Origin of the sequence: Collinsella sp. AF16-8, from assembly GCF_003462695.1 — a bacterium.
GTDB lineage: Bacteria > Actinomycetota > Coriobacteriia > Coriobacteriales > Coriobacteriaceae > Collinsella.
The window spans coordinates 171485-187097 of sequence record NZ_QRXX01000003.1 but is presented as its reverse complement, the minus strand read 5'-3'; the positions used below and the strand labels follow the sequence as shown (position 1 = coordinate 187097).

The following is a 15613-nucleotide window of genomic DNA, read 5'->3' as shown; positions in this document are numbered from 1 at the left end:
TCTCAACATGTATCTTCACTGCTAAGTATACACGTTAATGTTAACGTGTATAAAAGCCTATCGGAAAGCATCACACTTTCCGATAGGCTTTCCATTTGATTATCAGCGCCTTAAGCCTGGGGCACCTGACCAGTCGCCAAGATCTGCTCGAGTGCGTCCTCATCCAGCACGGGCACACCCAGCTGCTCGGCCTTGGTGAGCTTGGACCCCGCCTTGGGGCCGGCGACCAGATAGCTCGTCTTCTTTGACACGCTGCCCGAAACCTTGGCGCCGAGCACCTTGAGCGCCGCGCCTGCCTCGTCGCGGGTGCGGTTGACGAGCGTGCCAGTGAGCACAAAAGTCAGACCCGCGAGCGGCTGTGCGTCGGCGAGCTCGCCGGCCACGCCAGCGTCGGCTGCGGCTTGCGCGTGCGCGGCACCCAAGTCAACCTCGAGCGACAGGCCCGCCTGGCGCAGGCGCTCCAGCACGGCAAGGTTCTCGGGCACGGCTAGGAACTGCTTGACGCTCGCCGCAATCTTGGGACCAATGCCCTCGCACTCGGCGATGTCCTCTTCGCTTGCCAAGATGAGCTTGTCAATCGACAGGAATCGCTCGGCGATGACCTCGCCCACACTCTTGCCCACGTGGCGGATACCCAGGGCAAACAGTACGCGACCGAGCGGCTGGCTCTTGGACTTGTTGAGCTCGGCGATGATTTTCTCGGCCGTCTTGAGGCCCACCGGGATGGGGTCGCCCTTCTTGACGCCCTTTTTGCTGTTGGAGCTGGCATACACGCGACCCGTGTCTAGGCCGGCGATGTCGTCGACCGTGAGCTGGTAGAAGTCGGCGACATCGTGGATCAGGCCAGCAGCGATCATCTTGTCGACGATTTCGTCGCCCAGGCCGTCCACGTCCATGCAACCGCGGCTCACCCAGTGGAGCAGGCGCTCCTTGAGCTGTGCGGGGCAGTCGATGGACACGCAGCGGTAGGCCACCTCGCCGTCCTCGTGGACAACGGGGCTGCCGCACACGGGGCAGACCTCGGGCATGTGCCAGTCAACGCTGTCGGCCGGGCGCTTGTCGAGCACCGGGCCCACGACCTCGGGAATCACGTCGCCCGCCTTGTGCACGATGATAGTGTCGCCCTCGCGCACGTTTTTTCGGCGGATCTCGTCGATGTTGTGCAGCGTGGCGCGCGCGATGGTGGAGCCGGCAACCGTCACCGGGTCGAACTCGGCGACCGGCGTGAGCACACCGGTGCGGCCCACCTGGATGCGAATTTCGCGCAGGACGGTCTGCTTTTCCTCGGGCGGGAACTTAAAGGCAATGGCCCAGCGCGGCGCGCGGGCGGTAAAGCCCAGGTCGAGCTGCTGCTGGAAGCTGTCGACCTTTACGACCACGCCATCGATGTCGTAGTCCAGGTCACCGCGATGCTCGAGGGCCTGGGCGCAGAACTCGTGGACCTCGACCGGCGTGGCGCAGCGCGCCACGTTGGGGTTGACGCTAAAGCCGGCGCTACGCAGCCAGTCGAGGAACTCACGCTGGCTGTGGACGTGCAGCGGATCGGTATCGGCGATTGCGTAGATAAAGGTGGCCAGATCGCGACGCGCCGTGACCTTGGGATCCTTTTGACGCAGGCTGCCGGCGGCGGCGTTGCGCGGGTTGGCGAAGGGGTCGCGGCCCTCGGCATCGGCCTCGTCGTTCAGGCGCACAAAGCTGCCCTTGGGCATATAGACCTCGCCGCGTACTTCGATGGCGCGATCGCGGTCGGCGCCCATGTGGGCGAGCGCCGGCTCGGACAGGTGCATGGGCACATCCTTGATAGTGCGCACGTTGAGCGACACGTCCTCGCCCGTTGCGCCATCGCCACGTGTGGCCGCACGTACGAAGGTGCCGTTTTGGTAGGTAAGCGCCACGCCCAAGCCGTCGATCTTGAGCTCGCAGGTATAGGTGACGCTACCGGCGCCGAGCGCATCCTCGGTGCGCTGGAGCCACGCGTCAAGTTCGTCCAGGCCCATGGCATCGTCCATGGAATACATGCGGGCCATGTGCGTGACCGGCGTAAACTGCTCGCTCACGTATCCGCCCACGCGCTGGGTATAGCTGTCGGGCGTCACCAAATCGGGGTAGGTCGCCTCGATTTCCTGCAGCTCAACGAGCATTTTGTCGAAGGCGGCGTCCGTGATCTCAGGCGCATCGAGCATGTAGTAGCGATAGGCGTGGTAATCGAGCTCGTGGCGCAGCTCGGCCGCGCGCGCTGCCGCCTGGGCATGGGCGTCGGTCGGTGCGGCGGCATCCGCGCTCGCGGGCGTTTCGGTATCGATGTCCACGCCGTCACCAAACAGGCTCGATTGCTCCATAGCGGCACTCCTTCGCTCGATTTCAAACGGATACAAGAGTACCACCGGTCGCCATGGTGCCGAATAACCCTTTCGAACCGCATCGAATCGGCAGCCGCCAGACCGGAGTGGATCGCGCGATCAACTCATGCCCTTGCCATTTCTAAATGATCCGTTTCCCCGTCCCCAACGGATCAATAAGAAAAAAGGGACTGTCCCGCGTTGGCGGGACAGCCCCCTCTGGCTTCGATATGTGTGAAGTGGCTCGTTAGAAACCCTGGCCATAGCCTTGGCCTTGGCCCTGGCCCTGTTGGCCCAGCAGCTCCTCCAGATACTGACGCAGCTGCTCGTCGGTAATACCGCCGTTGCCAGTATCGGTTGCGCTGTCGTTCTGCTGCTGGTTCTGCAGCTCCTCGTCGGAGCCCAGCTCGACGGTGACCTTCTTCTCTTCCTTGCCGCGCATGAGCGTGATCTCGACCTTCTCGCCCACCTCGTGGCTGCGCAGCGCAATGATCAGGCCATCGGCGCTCGTGATCTCGTCGTCGCCCAGCTTGGTGATGACGTCGCCCTCCTGAATGCCGGCCTTGGCGGCAGGACCATCCTCAACGACGCTCGCCACATACGCGCCGCTATCGGTGCTCAGCTTGTTGGTGCGGGCGTTGAGCGCGTTGACGCTCGAAAGCGTGGCGCCCATGTACGGATGCACCGGCGTCTTGCCATCGATGATCTGGTCGGCAATGTTCTTGGCGTAGTTAACGGGAATAGCAAAGCCCACGCCCGAGCTGGAGCCCGAGTAGCTCTCGATGAGCGAGTTAATACCCACGAGCTCACCGTTGTCGTTGACGAGCGCGCCACCGGAGTTGCCCGGGTTGATGGCGGCATCGGTCTGGATCATGTTGGCATAGATGGTGTTACCGTTGGTAGAGCTCATGGCCGTGGAGCGGTAGAGCGCCGACACGATGCCCGTGGAGACAGACTGCTCGTTGCCAAACGGCGAACCGATCGCCATGACCCACTCGCCCACGTTGAGCTTGGAGGAGTCGCCAATCTCAATCGGCGTGAGCTTGGAGGCGTCGGCGTCCTTGAGCTTGATGACGGCTAGGTCGCTCGAGGCATCGTTGCCCACGAACTCGGCCTCGTAGGTGGTGCCGTCGTCCATGGTCACCACGTACTGGTCATAGCCATCGACCACGTGGTTGTTGGTGAGGATATGGCCCTCGGTATCGAGTACTACGCCCGAACCGACGCTGCCCGAGTTGTTCGACTCGTCGGCAGACTGCGAAAGCGAGCCATTCTGGCCGCCGCTCGAAGTGGCGGTAATGGAAACCACGGAGAGCAGGGCCTTGGCAGAAACGGCCTCGGCCAGCGTGGTGTCCTCGGAATCAATCGTAATCTTTTGCGTCGATGAACCCGAAGCACCCGCCGTCACGGCATTCTTTCCGCCGCCAATGTTGAGCGTGCCGCTCATGATGAGTGCGATGACCAGCAGAGCACCGCAGGCGCAGCCGGCAAGCGCCGTAATAAAGATCGGCAGCTTTTTGGTCTTGGTCTTGACCACTGTGTGCTTGTTTACAACCTGCTGGCTGCCCAGCGGCTTTCCGGTCTGCGTGTCGTAGGCCTGCACGTAGGGAATGTTGTTGCCGTCGGCAGGCGTCGACTCCACCTGCACGCGCGGCTGTTGCTGAGTCTCGCCGGCATTGCCAACATCCTGGGGACGCCGGGAATCGTTCTCGCTCATGGCTGCGATCCTTTCGTCAAATAACCAAAGGCCCGCCAAACACGTGGCGGGCCATCGTTGTTCACGTTGAGTTGTACCCCAATATGCGGGCGTACGTGTACGAGAACGCAATCTTTTAGGAAGGCTTAAGTTCTGTTGCAGATTCGAGAGGGACCCGCACCTGCGTCAAAACCACCACAAAGGTGCCTGTCCCCTTTGTGGTGGAAATCTAGTCCTTAAACAGATAGCCCACGCCGCGAACGGTGGTGATGTGCGCCGCGATCTGCGGGCCCACCTTGGAGCGGATGCGTCGAATGTGCACGTCGACGGTGCGCGTGCCGCCGCAGTACTCAAAGCCCCACACGCGGTGCAGCAGCACCTCGCGGCTGTAGGCGCGGTTGGGGTGCGTCGCCAAAAAGCTCAGCAGCGAGTACTCCATCAGCGTCAGGTCGATGGGCTCGTTATCGAGTGTCACCTGGTAGGTAGCCAGGTTAATCTCGAGGTTATCGATATTGAGCACATCGTCGGCGGTAACGGTCTCCTCCTCGCCCATCAGGCGCTGCGCGCGAGCCTTGAGCTCGTTGGGTGTCGCCGTGGGGCATACAAAGTCGGCATGCGCGTGATTGGGCAGACGCAGGGTACCGAGCGCCTCGTCGTCAACGATCACCAACATGGGGACACCGCCGCGGTCGTCGAGCCACTTGGCAATCTGATCGATGCGGTCGCTGCGGATGCCATCGGAATCGAGAATCAGCAGGTCAAAGTCGTGCGCCGCAGTCGGCGAATCGGGGGTTGCCAGGCTCACCTCGACACCCAGGGTAGTCGTCAAGCTGCGGGCAAACTCGTGGAAGCGCGTCGTGCGCGCCATGAACAGGGCACTCTTATCGGACATATCGGCCTCCAAAGAAATGAGCTCAATCGTACTGAAACAAGCCAGCGCGATTAGGAGTTCGCCAGGTAGTGCTTGATCTCCCACTCGGTGATCGTAGACTCAAACTTATGCCACTCGTCGCGCTTCTTTTTAAGGAAGAAGCTGTGGATGTGCTCGCCGAGGGCATCCTTCATAAACTGCGAGTCCTCAAACACGTCGAGCGCCTCTTTGAGCGAGCGCGGCAGCGGCGTGTAGCCGGCCTCGACCATCTGACGGTCGGTGAGCTTGAGCGTCTCGGCCGTGGCCTCGGGCGGGAGTTCCAGCTTGCGCTCGATGCCGTCCAGACCAGCCGCCAGCGTGACGGCGTTGACCAGGTACGGGTTGGCCATGGGGTCGGGACTGCGCAGCTCGATGCGCGTGGACAGCGGCTTGCCGGGTTTGTAGACCGGGATGCGGACCATACTCGCGCGGTTGCGCAGGCCCCACGTGGCGTACTGCGGCACGGAGTCGCCACCCGTGGTGATGCGCTTGTACGAGTTGACCGTGGGATTGGTGATGGCGCTGATCTCGCGCGCGTGCGCCAAGATGCCGGCCATATAGTGTTTGGCGATATCGGAAAGATGGTACTTCTCGTCGTCCTCGCCCCAAAAGACGTTGTTGCCGTCGTGGTCGAACAGCGACTGATGCAAAAACATGGCGCTGCCGTCCTCGCCCGCCAACGGCTTGGGCATAAAGGAAGCGTGGCAGCCGCTCTCGTAGGCCTGCTGTTTAATGATGAGCTTGGCCGTGGTAATGGCGTCGGACATGCTCAGGGCCTCGGCGTGGCGCAGGCTCATGCCGTGCTGCGAGCGACCGGCGGCGTGGAAGGTGTACTCCACGGGCACGGACATCTTCTCGAGCGTAAGGACCGTGTTGCGGCGCAGGTCGCGCGCGGCGTCGCTCACCGAAAGATCGAAGTAGCCCACGTTGTCGAGCGGCTCGGGCGTGCGCTCGTCGGGGAAATAGTAGTACTCCAGCTCGGCACCAACGTTGAGCAGGTAGCCGGCCTTCTCGGCCTTATGGAACATGCGGCGCAGCGCAGCGCGCGGGTCGCCGGCGAAGGGCTCGCGATCGGGAGTGCACACGTCGCAGAACACACGGGCGACGCCGTTGTGGCTCGGACGCCACGGCAAAATCTGGAAGGTCGAGGCATCAGGGAACGCCAGCATGTCGGCTTCCTCGGGCGTGGCAAAACCCTCGATGGCCGAGCCGTCAAAGCCAATGCCCTCCTCAAATGCGACCTCGAGGTCCTCGGGGCTAATGGCAAAGTTTTTGAGGCGGCCGAGAATGTCGACAAACCACAGACGCACAAAGCGGATGTCACGCTGCTCTACGGAGCGGAGTACGTAATCGATGTTCTGCTGGTTCATGTCGCTCCCCTTTCTTTCGGGCGGGTTTCGACTGGTCTATACCGCAGATACTATCGCAGAAAAATGTTTCCGCAGGGTTAAAGCGTATCAAGCGCTCAAAAAACGTGCGTGGGCAGGCCGTTGCGAACGAGCGGCTAGCGCGAGGTCGAAGCGCGGTGTTCGATGTGACCGGGGATCTCGATGCGCTTGGGGGTGAGCTTTGCGGCATCGCCCACCGTAGTGGTAACGACGTCGATGCGCTCGGACAGGCGCTCGACCACGCGCTCGGCAATGGTGAGGGTGTCCTGCGCGGCCGTGGTCACACCGCCAAAGAGCACGTGGTTCCAGGGGTAATCGTCAAACGTCGCAATCTTGAGGCTAGCCGGCAACGAAGGTCCCAACTGCGCCAGCGCCTCGGTCAGGCGCAGAAAGACCAGGCCGTTGACGGCAATGAGGCCGAGTTTTTTGCCTGCGTACTCGCGGATGGTCTCGTCCAGGCGGCCGACGCCCGTGGCGCCACCGTCGGCCAGGGTGACGACCTCGCCGGCCAGGCCGCGGCGCGAAAGCTCGTCGGCAAAGGCCTCGGCGCGCTCGCGACGCACGGGGCTGTCATCGCTTGCCTCGGTGAGCAGGCACAGGCGCTCGCTGCCAGCAGCGGCCAAGGCGTCTACCAGGCCGGCAACCAGCTCGCGGTTGTTAGAGGTCACCAGATCGATGCCACCGTCGGCAACATCGCGGTCGAGCAGCACGACGGGCAAGCGTCCCGCTGCCGCGGCGATCGCCTTGTCGTTGCCTCCGCAGGTGTTGACGACCAGGCCGTCCACGCCGGCATCGATAAGTCTGGTGAGCGACTCTGCCTCCTTGGCGGGGTCGTTGCCGCTAATGGCAGTCATAAGCGAGCAGCCGCGCGCGGCGGCACTGGCGGAAAGCCCTTCGAGCATGGCGCTGGAGAACGGGTTGGCGATGTCGGCCAAGATCACGCCGATGAGGTTGGTACGCGAGCTGCGCAGATTGCGCGCGGCGGCACGTGGGCGATAGCCGGTGCGCTCGATAACCGCCGCGATGCGCGCGCGAGTTTCCTCGGTCATCTGCCCGGGGCGGTTGTTGAGATAGCGCGAGACCGTGGCCGGGCTCACGCCCGCCTCGGCGGCAATGTCCTTGATTCTCATCTGCGCCATAGCGCACCCCGTTTCCCAATTGTCGGCAGTCTGAGCCATTTTAGGCATTTTTTTAAAAATCTCGCTTGCAAAACGCTGTAGGTGAGTATACTACAACTCGAAACGAAACCGATTTCGTAAACCGATTTCGGCAAGCGTTGGCACGGAGGTGCAAAGATGTACCCTACCGTCTTGGCACCTCCGTGCCAACGCCATATCAAAGGTGTACGCACGAGTAAGAAGGAGCTGCGCGACCATGGGTAAAACGGTTCTTACCTTCGGCGAGATCATGATGAGGCTCTCGCCCAAAGACCATCTGCGCATTGAGCAGGCGACCGAGTTTGATGTCCGCTACGGCGGCGCCGAAGCCAACACCGCGCTTTCCCTGGCCTACCAGGGTGACAAGGCAGCTTACGTCTCCGTTGTCCCGGCCAACCGTCTGGGCGAGTGCGCCCTGCGTTCGCTGAAGGTCTACGACGTCGATACCTCGCGCGTCGTGCGCCAGGGCGACCGTCTTGGCTCCTATGTGTTTGAGGTCGGCGCCTCGCAGCGCGGCAACGGCTGCGTCTACGACCGCAAGTACTCTGCCATCAACATGGCCAAGCGCGACGTCTTTGACTGGGATGAGATCCTCAAGGGTGTCGATGTCTTCTACTTCTCCGGCGTGACGCCCGCCGTCTCCGACGAGATGGCCGCCGCCTGCAAGGATGCCCTCACCGCCTGCCGCGCCAAAGGCATCGCCACCGTGTGCGACGTGAACTATCGCGGCAAGATGTGGTCGCCCGAGAAGTCGCAGGCCACCATGAAGGAACTCCTGCCGCTCGTTGACATCTGCATTGCCAACGACGAGGACGCTCCTGCCGGTCTCGGTATGGCCTGCGTCTCCGGCTCCCTTGCCCACGGCATCGAGGAGCGCGACACCTACGTCGAGATGGCCCGTCAGATCTGCGCCGAGTACGGTTGCAAGAAGGTCGCCTCGGTCGTCCGCAACATCTCCTGCGTCGAGCGCTCCATTTGGATGGGCATGCTCTTTGACGCCGAGAGCGGCGAGCACTGGTTCTCCCCTGCTCACGACGTGCACGTGCTCGAGGGCGTTGCCGCCGGCGACGCTTTCAACGCCGGCCTCGTCCATGCCCTCATCAACGACTTTGCCCCGCAGGACGCCGTCAACTACGCCATCGCCGCCTCGATCCTCAAGCTCACCATCAAGGGCGATTCCAACCTGGTGACCGCAGACGAGATCGCAGCCGTGGCATCCGCCGCCGACGGTGGCACCCGCGTCGCGCGCTAAGCCGTCCCCATTCCGCGGGCCGCAGCTTTCCATACCCATACCCCTGCGACCCGCTCCCCGATTCCTCCGGTCGGGCAAAACCACCAGTCCCATTCCGGTTTTGCCTGGCACTTCCTATACGACTGGTCGCGCAGCCGGTTTTGAAATTGCTTGTGACCCCAAGCAGTGCCTCCGATAACCAATCCAAAACCGGCTCATGACCAGCATATTTGGCAATCACGCGCCAGCGCGCGCCGTACATCGAAAGGAACATCATGTTCGATCAGTTCTACACCACGCTTGAGTCCCTGGGCATCGTGCCGGTCGTCGTGCTCGATAAGGTCGAGGACGCCGCACCGCTCGCCCACGCCCTTATGGCAGCTGGCATGAAGTCCGCCGAGGTCACCTTCCGCACCGCCTGCGCCGCCGAGTGCATCGCCGCCATGGCCGAGGCCGAGCCCGAGATGTGCGTCGGCGCTGGCACCGTCCTGACTGTCGAGCAGGTTGAACAGGCCCGCGCCGCCGGTGCCAAGTTCATCGTCTCCCCGGGTTACAACGAGGACGTCGTGAAGCACTGCATCGACATCGACCTGCCCGTGCTGCCCGGCACCGTGACCCCCTCCGAGGTTACCGCCGCCGAGAACCTGGGCCTCAAGGTCACCAAGTTCTTCCCTGCGGCTCAGTATGGTGGCCTGAACACCATCAAGGCCCTCGCCGCTCCGTTTGTCGGTCATCGCTTTATGCCCACCGGCGGCGTGAGCACCGCCAACGTCGAGGAGTACCTGAGCTCCAGCGCCATCATCGCCTGTGGTGGCACCTGGATGGTCAAGCCGGCCCTGTTCGCCGACGGCGACTTCTCCAAGGTCGAGCAGATCGCCCGCGAGGCCATGGACGTCGTCAAGAAGGTCCGCGGCTAGGTTTAGCTCTCTATCGTGAAAGGGGGCGTGTCCTAGACCTCGCCCCCTTTCTTTTAAAGCGGCTCGGAAGCGCGCCGTTTCCGTCACGAACAAGAACCAAAACCGTCTTGTATGCTGATAGAACGTGACGGAAGCGACACGCCCCCGAGCCGCTTTGCTTTCCCGGTCAATCAACCGACTCAACATAATCCAGTCCACCAAAACAGCTGCGGCGTCGTCTGGGGGAATGGACCCTTGCTTCCGGTCTTTTCCTCCAAGCGGCGCCGCAGCTTTTTCATGCCCCGGTAGCGCCTCGCACTTGCGGTGAAATACGGACTGCTTACGCCGCCAGAGCCGCAAAACAGTCCCTATTTAACCGCAACTAATAAAGAAGAGGACGAATTAGATTGCCGCGTCTTTGGGCAGCTCAAAGTAGTCGGGATGTAAGGCGATAACCGGGCCCTGTTCCTCGGGCATCAGATGCAGGTGCGTCTCTGCCAGATAGCTCGCCGTGTCGGTATCGCCCTTCTTAATGGCCTCGAGAATCCGGCGATGCTGCCGACGAATCGGCTCCCAATCCAGATCCTGCGACACCATACGTAACCAGTTGTATCGCTCAAAATGCGTGTTGACGCTCTTCATCCAATCCCACAACATATGACGGCCGGCAATCTCAAAACACGTCTCATGGAACAGGTTGTCCAGATCGAAAAAACGACGCGTTTCGCGATGGTCGAGCGACTCGGACTCGGCAAGAATCTGCTCCAGCCGATGCTTTTGCTCGGACGTGGCGGCCGAGCAGCATTTGATGAGCACGCTTCTCTCGAGCTTCTCGCGCAAGAAGCAAGCGTTCTCGGCACGCTCCATGCTAATTCTTGAGACATAGGTGCCGCTTTTGGGGCGGGTTTCCACCAGCTCCTGCTCACGCAGACGCACAAAGGACTCGCGAATGGGAGTGCGCCCGATTCCCGTCTCCTTTTCCAGACCAATCGCCGAAAGACGTGTGCCGGGCTTGAGCTCGGCATAGATGATCTTAGAGCGCAATGCGTTGTATGCCTGGTCTTGCAGGCTCTGATAATGCTGGTGCTGTTCCATAAAGCCCTCGGATAAAGCCCACGGTTTGTCGAATTTCATCACGTAATACTATCGCATCCCCCATCCCCTCAGTTGCGGTGAAATAGGGGGCGCTCGCGTCGCCAGGACTAAGAAGAGAGGCTGGGCTGGGCATTCAGCTAACAAGTTGTTGCTATTAGGTGAACGTTCACCTTATTTATTCTATTTCGCTTTGCAAATGGGCTCCTGTGCGTATACTAAGCCTCAAGCGAAACCGATTTCGTCAAGCTTGGGCAATAGGATGCTAAGACGCACCCTACCATCTTGGCATCCTATTGCCCACGTCATCTCATTTGCTTTCCTTCCGTCTCGCTGAGCCCTTCAGTCCCATTCCGGCGCATCGAGACATTCCTAGACGACTGACCATGGGGCCGGCCTTTCTGCTTTTAAAGCAGCGCCTCCGATAACCCTCTTCTTTGCCGGCCCAGGTCAGTCATTTCTTTCACATTTCTTTCAATCGAAAGGATGCAGCAGCATGCGACCGCTCATCATCATGCATGGCGCAGACATTGATTGGCGTCATACCGTCATCAGGTTGCTCATGTATCTGGCGGGCATTGCCGTACTGGCACTCGGCATGAGCCTCCAGACGGCATCTGGCCTGGGCGTTGCGGCGCTCACGTGCTTTGCCACGACCCTATCCATGCTCACGGGCAAGACGCTCGGCTTTTGGATTACTGCTACCTATGTCGCCTACATCGCGGCGCAACTGGCCATCTTGCGACGCGAATTTCAGCCGCGCATTTTGCTCGAACTTTGTTTCTCAACGCTGATTGGCGGCTTCACCGATTTCTTTATGGCGGTCAACCCGCTGCATCCCACGGCGATCCCCGCACAGGTTTTGACCATGCTGCTCTCCCTCGCCGTTACCGCATTTGGCGTAAGCCTCGTCGTCAACATGGGCGTTGTACCCAACGCGCCCGATGGGTTGGTGCAGGTCATTGCCGAAAAGCTCAAGCGCCGCTTTGGAGACGTAAAGGTCGTGTTCGACTGCTCGCATGTCGTCGTCTCGCTCACGCTGTCGCTGGTATGCATGCACAACTTAGGCGGCTTTGGCGTAACCACCGCCATCTCGGCACTGTTCTTGGGCCACATCATCAACTTCGCCAACAAGCTGTTTGCCCAGCGATTCGTCCGCATGGCGTTTGGCGCCAAATAGCGAACAGCCGCGGAGCAAACGAGGCTCGAGTGCCCGACATATCGATGTCGCAAATAACGACGCACGCGCTATACGGACGATGAGGAATAGCCCGTCGCAAACCCCGCAAGCGGAGCTATATGTTGCTATAACTTGACATAAATTGGTCCATTGCCAGCCGGCATGCAAAAGGCCCCAAGCCATTCGCGGCTTGAGGCCTGCCTGGCAACACAGGTCTTTCGGACTACGCTCGCTCGTATTTCGTGGCGCGGCCTGTCCCCTGTTTCATGATCGCGTTTCGGCTGAGCAGAGATTCGAGCGCGGACAGTGTTCGCGCACGGCTCAGCCCCGTCTGTTTCTCAATCTCACTTCGCGACATAATTCGTCCGCCCGACAAGGCCTTAAGAACCTGAGCCTCTTCTCCAGACCCTTCAAAGGCATCGGTAACGGGCAACGCGACAGCTACCACGCCGCCACGAATATCAAAGACCGGCTGATTAATCGAATCGCGATAGGCACGCCTAATGCGCGCAATTCCCGTTCCAAACTTCTCGATATAGTCCAACTTTAAGAAGACCTCGGCAACGATGGGATTTCTGAGCACGGATATCTGTCCATACAGGTATTGCTCCGTCGTCAAGCCAGCGGGCAACGACCCGGGTGAAGTCACAACGACGCGATCATCATACAGAGCAACCTGAACATTCGCTTGCACGTCCCACGTCCGATGCACTAGAGCGTTTGCAACTGCCTCGCGGAATGCCTCGAGGGGAATCCGGTCGGTCTGAACACGCTCGACACCTTCGATGCGCTCATAACGATAGTAGCGCGCGAACATGGCAACTGCTCTATCAACCTGCTCAATTGCAGACAGGCCCGTCGTCGTCTCACGATCTAAAAGCACGTCCTCGGTGTCGCCAAAACGAACGCAGTCGATGCCCGGAAATTCGTTGTTATCCGCCAATATCGCCGCGGCATTGGTATAGCCATCCTTGCCGAGCAGGCGAAGCGTTCGCATGATATCCGACGTGAGCTCAGAAATGCCTAGATGCTCGATGCACTTGTGTTCGAGCGTATGAAAACTCAGGTCCTGGCGAGCCGAGGTGAGCGCATCGAACGTCAGATTGCTGCCTTCGAGCGTCAGCCTGCCGTACTCAAAACGGTCGACCTCTACCGTCGCCGAATCATTTCGCCTGTAGGCCTTCCCCTTGCTTCGATAGGGCTTGTCCTGCCCCTCGTAAACCGTAAGCGTTACAGTTCCGCGGTTCTCGTCGAGCTCGAGCGTGTAACGAGGCGCAGGATCCAGACTGTCATTAATCATGTTCTCGATGCGCAGACACTCCGCAACCGGGTCAGAAAGACCGACTGCAACACCACCGTCGTCAACGCCAAACTCTATCTTGCCCGTCCCGTAGTTTGCATAGGCGCTCACCGTTTTAAGAAACGTCGGCGTTACGCTTTCCTTGTATTCGACGGTAGGACTCTCTCTGACAACCATACGTACGGTCCTTCTCCTTTTCATGCTCATCTGAACCGTATTATAAGACGAAAAACATTTGCGTACTGCTTAGAACCAGACGCAAACTGTTTTCGTCTTATTTGCGTACGGAAACTAGATACAAATTTCACGTTCATACGACTATTTACCAAACGCATAGTGTTTTCGTCCGGCAATGCGTCCGTAATCCAAACAAAAAGACCCCGAGCTCGTGTTGAACTCGGGACCTCTTGCGCCGCGCATCTATGAGAGGAGAAATGCGATGCGCACGGGCGCTACTCCATGTAGCAGATATCGCGACGAGCGGCTACAACCGTTCACCTTTTAAAAGTGAACGTTCACCTGATTCTAGGAAAACCTGACTTTTAATTCCTCCGCTTCTCCTATACTGAACTTGTAATAGAAGCAAGACTTATATAGATGAACGTTTCTTTTGGAAGGATTGTAATGTCTAACCTTATGGACAGCTTCCGCCTAGACGGCAAGGTCGCGCTCGTGACCGGCGCCACCTATGGCATCGGCATGGCCATGGCCGAGGCACTCGGCGAAGCCGGCGCCAGAATCGCCTTTAACGCCCGTCACGCCGACAAAGTCGCCGAGGCCGAGAAGCACTACCGCGAGCTAGGCTTTGATGCTCACGGCTATGTTGCCGACGTCACCGATGAGGCCGCCGTCGCCGAGCTCATCGCCAAGATCGAGGCCGATTTTGGCACCACGCCCGACATCCTCGTCAACAATGCCGGCGTCATCCAGCGCACGCCGATGCTCGACATGAGCGCCGAGGACTTCCGTCGCGTCGTCGACATTGACCTCAATGCGCCGTTTATCGTGTCCAAGGCCTGCCTGCCGGGCATGATCGCCAAGGGCCACGGCAAGATCATCAATATCTGCTCCATGATGAGCGAGCTCGGCCGCGAGACCATCGCCGGCTATGCCGCCGCCAAGGGCGGACTCAAGATGCTCACCAAGAACATCTGCTCCGAGTTTGGCGAGGCCAATATCCAGTGCAACGGCATTGGGCCGGGCTACATCGCCACCCCGCAGACCGCACCGCTGCGCGAGACGCAGCCCGACGGCAGCCGTCACCCATTTGACCAGTTCATCATTGCCAAGACGCCGGCAGCCCGTTGGGGCACGCCCGAGGACCTGAAGGGTCCCGCCGTGTTCTTGGCTTCCGACGCATCGAACTTCGTCAACGGGCACATTCTGTACGTGGACGGCGGCATACTCGCCTACATCGGCAAACAGCCGCAATAGGCTGCGGCCGCGCGGAGCACGGCACCTTGGCGCTCAAACCGTCGCTCGCGTACCGAAGTACGCTTCGCTCCTCTTTCACGCCAATCTGCCGCACTCCGCGCGCCCTCGCCACCGTCACGCACCAGCCAACACAGGCGCTTCGGTTTGTGCGGAACTCGCGACAGACTTAACTGCCGACCGCCCGCGTGGCTCATCGCGGGTCGGATTAGCCGCCGCCCGCGCACAGAAACAAAAAGAAAAAACGCTTGGTAGAAAGGTTAACTCCTATGAAGATCGCTCTGATCAACGAGAATTCTCAGAACTCCAAGAACCCCATGATTGAGGCTGCGCTTAAGAAGGTTGTCGAGCCCATGGGCCACGCCGTCTTTAACTATGGCATGTATGCCGATGCCGATTCCAAGCCTCTCACCTACGTGCAGAACGGCATCCTTGCCGCCGTGCTGCTCAACTCCGGCGCCGCCGACTACGTCGTGACCGGTTGCGGCACCGGCGAGGGCGCTATGCTCGCCTGCAACTCCTTCCCCGGCGTGCTGTGCGGCCATGTTGCCGACCCGCTGGATGCCTACACCTTTGCCCAGGTCAACGATGGCAACGCCGTCGCCATGCCCTTCGCCCTCAAGAACGGCTGGGGCCAGGAGCTCAACCTCGAGTACACCTTCGAGAAGCTCTTTGGCTTTGGCTCGGGCAACGGCTACCCCGCCGAGCGCGTTGAGCCCGAGCAACGCAACAAGAAGATCCTCGACGGCGTGCGCGCTGTGACCATGCGTCCGCTCGTCGACGTCCTGGGCGAGATCGATCAGGACCTGGTGAAGGGCGCACTTGCCGGCGAGCACTTCCAGGAGTACTTCTTTGCCAACGCTACCGACGAGGCCATCATCGCCAAGGTCAAGGAGATCTTGGGCCTGTAATAAGGCCCACGGGGCGCACCGACCCCCAACAAACCGCCAAGCAAAAGGCGCCGCGACAATCCATGTGTCGCGGCGCCTTTTT

The 15613-nt window shown here is 60.3% G+C and carries 12 protein-coding genes; 5 read left to right on the top strand and 7 right to left on the bottom strand.

The features are described 5' to 3' along the window. Nucleotides 1–110: 110 nt before the first annotated feature. From ligA to DWW73_RS04325, 5 genes are all read right to left on the bottom strand, one after another. Entirely contained in the window at nucleotides 111–2339 is a 2229-nt protein-coding gene (gene ligA, locus DWW73_RS04345; protein WP_117778858.1) for an NAD-dependent DNA ligase LigA, read from the bottom strand. A 247-nt stretch (nucleotides 2340–2586) separates the two neighbouring features. Then, nucleotides 2587–4056, bottom strand: a complete 1470-nt coding sequence (locus DWW73_RS04340) for a S1C family serine protease (RefSeq protein WP_117778857.1) — start codon at nucleotides 4054–4056, stop codon at nucleotides 2587–2589. 208 nt (nucleotides 4057–4264) lie between these two features. Then, nucleotides 4265–4927 carry a response regulator transcription factor gene (locus DWW73_RS04335; RefSeq protein ID WP_089573201.1) on the bottom strand — a complete coding sequence of 221 codons (663 nt, stop codon included), beginning with the start codon at nucleotides 4925–4927 and terminating at the stop codon, nucleotides 4265–4267. A gap of 50 nt (nucleotides 4928–4977) precedes the next feature. After that, nucleotides 4978–6315 carry a glutamine synthetase family protein gene (locus DWW73_RS04330; protein WP_117778856.1) on the bottom strand — a complete coding sequence of 446 codons (1338 nt, stop codon included), beginning with the start codon at nucleotides 6313–6315 and terminating at the stop codon, nucleotides 4978–4980. Nucleotides 6316–6449: 134 nt separating this feature from the next. Beyond that, nucleotides 6450–7472: a LacI family DNA-binding transcriptional regulator gene (locus DWW73_RS04325; protein WP_158563780.1), complete on the bottom strand. Its 1023-nt coding sequence runs from the start codon at nucleotides 7470–7472 to the stop codon at nucleotides 6450–6452. 235 nt (nucleotides 7473–7707) lie between these two features. Between DWW73_RS04325 and DWW73_RS04320 the strand changes: the two genes are divergently transcribed. Together DWW73_RS04320 and eda are read left to right on the top strand one after the other, a co-directional pair. Then, the gene (locus tag DWW73_RS04320) at nucleotides 7708–8742 is read left to right on the top strand and encodes a sugar kinase (RefSeq protein WP_117778854.1); all 1035 of its coding nucleotides are present in this window, start codon (nucleotides 7708–7710) and stop codon (nucleotides 8740–8742) included. 254 nt (nucleotides 8743–8996) lie between these two features. Continuing rightward, on the top strand, nucleotides 8997–9638 hold the full coding sequence (gene eda / locus DWW73_RS04315; RefSeq protein WP_089573205.1) for a bifunctional 4-hydroxy-2-oxoglutarate aldolase/2-dehydro-3-deoxy-phosphogluconate aldolase: 642 nt from the start codon (nucleotides 8997–8999) through the stop codon (nucleotides 9636–9638). A gap of 381 nt (nucleotides 9639–10019) precedes the next feature. On the opposite strand, the gene DWW73_RS04310 is transcribed toward eda, so the two are convergent. Beyond that, the gene (locus DWW73_RS04310) at nucleotides 10020–10712 is read right to left on the bottom strand and encodes a GntR family transcriptional regulator (protein WP_233509120.1); all 693 of its coding nucleotides are present in this window, start codon (nucleotides 10710–10712) and stop codon (nucleotides 10020–10022) included. Between the two features lie 493 nt (nucleotides 10713–11205). On the opposite strand from DWW73_RS04310, the gene DWW73_RS04305 reads away from it, so the two are divergent. Next, the gene (locus DWW73_RS04305) at nucleotides 11206–11889 is read left to right on the top strand and encodes a YitT family protein (RefSeq protein ID WP_117778852.1); all 684 of its coding nucleotides are present in this window, start codon (nucleotides 11206–11208) and stop codon (nucleotides 11887–11889) included. A 223-nt stretch (nucleotides 11890–12112) separates the two neighbouring features. Here DWW73_RS04305 and DWW73_RS04300 read toward each other — a convergent pair whose 3' ends face one another. Further along, complete coding sequence (locus DWW73_RS04300) at nucleotides 12113–13366, bottom strand: ATP-binding protein (protein ID WP_158548901.1); 1254 nt, start codon at nucleotides 13364–13366, stop codon at nucleotides 12113–12115. A 447-nt stretch (nucleotides 13367–13813) separates the two neighbouring features. Between DWW73_RS04300 and DWW73_RS04295 the strand changes: the two genes are divergently transcribed. Together DWW73_RS04295 and DWW73_RS04290 are read left to right on the top strand one after the other, a co-directional pair. Then, complete coding sequence (locus DWW73_RS04295) at nucleotides 13814–14623, top strand: gluconate 5-dehydrogenase (RefSeq protein ID WP_117778851.1); 810 nt, start codon at nucleotides 13814–13816, stop codon at nucleotides 14621–14623. Nucleotides 14624–14889: 266 nt separating this feature from the next. Beyond that, nucleotides 14890–15531 carry an RpiB/LacA/LacB family sugar-phosphate isomerase gene (locus tag DWW73_RS04290; RefSeq protein ID WP_117778850.1) on the top strand — a complete coding sequence of 214 codons (642 nt, stop codon included), beginning with the start codon at nucleotides 14890–14892 and terminating at the stop codon, nucleotides 15529–15531. Nucleotides 15532–15613: the final 82 nt, after the last annotated feature.

Excerpts from the sequence above, each read along its gene's own strand:
- ligA (WP_117778858.1), bottom strand. The coding sequence starts at position 2,339 with ATGGAGCAATCGAGCCTGTTTGGTGACGGCGTGGACATCGATACCGAA.
- DWW73_RS04340 (WP_117778857.1), bottom strand. The coding sequence starts at position 4,056 with ATGAGCGAGAACGATTCCCGGCGTCCCCAGGATGTTGGCAATGCCGGC.
- DWW73_RS04335 (WP_089573201.1), bottom strand. The coding sequence starts at position 4,927 with ATGTCCGATAAGAGTGCCCTGTTCATGGCGCGCACGACGCGCTTCCAC.
- DWW73_RS04330 (WP_117778856.1), bottom strand. The coding sequence starts at position 6,315 with ATGAACCAGCAGAACATCGATTACGTACTCCGCTCCGTAGAGCAGCGT.
- DWW73_RS04325 (WP_158563780.1), bottom strand. The coding sequence starts at position 7,472 with ATGGCGCAGATGAGAATCAAGGACATTGCCGCCGAGGCGGGCGTGAGC.
- DWW73_RS04320 (WP_117778854.1), top strand. The coding sequence starts at position 7,708 with ATGGGTAAAACGGTTCTTACCTTCGGCGAGATCATGATGAGGCTCTCG.
- eda (WP_089573205.1), top strand. The coding sequence starts at position 8,997 with ATGTTCGATCAGTTCTACACCACGCTTGAGTCCCTGGGCATCGTGCCG.
- DWW73_RS04310 (WP_233509120.1), bottom strand. The coding sequence starts at position 10,712 with ATGGAACAGCACCAGCATTATCAGAGCCTGCAAGACCAGGCATACAAC.
- DWW73_RS04305 (WP_117778852.1), top strand. The coding sequence starts at position 11,206 with ATGCGACCGCTCATCATCATGCATGGCGCAGACATTGATTGGCGTCAT.
- DWW73_RS04300 (WP_158548901.1), bottom strand. The coding sequence starts at position 13,366 with ATGGTTGTCAGAGAGAGTCCTACCGTCGAATACAAGGAAAGCGTAACG.
- DWW73_RS04295 (WP_117778851.1), top strand. The coding sequence starts at position 13,814 with ATGTCTAACCTTATGGACAGCTTCCGCCTAGACGGCAAGGTCGCGCTC.
- DWW73_RS04290 (WP_117778850.1), top strand. The coding sequence starts at position 14,890 with ATGAAGATCGCTCTGATCAACGAGAATTCTCAGAACTCCAAGAACCCC.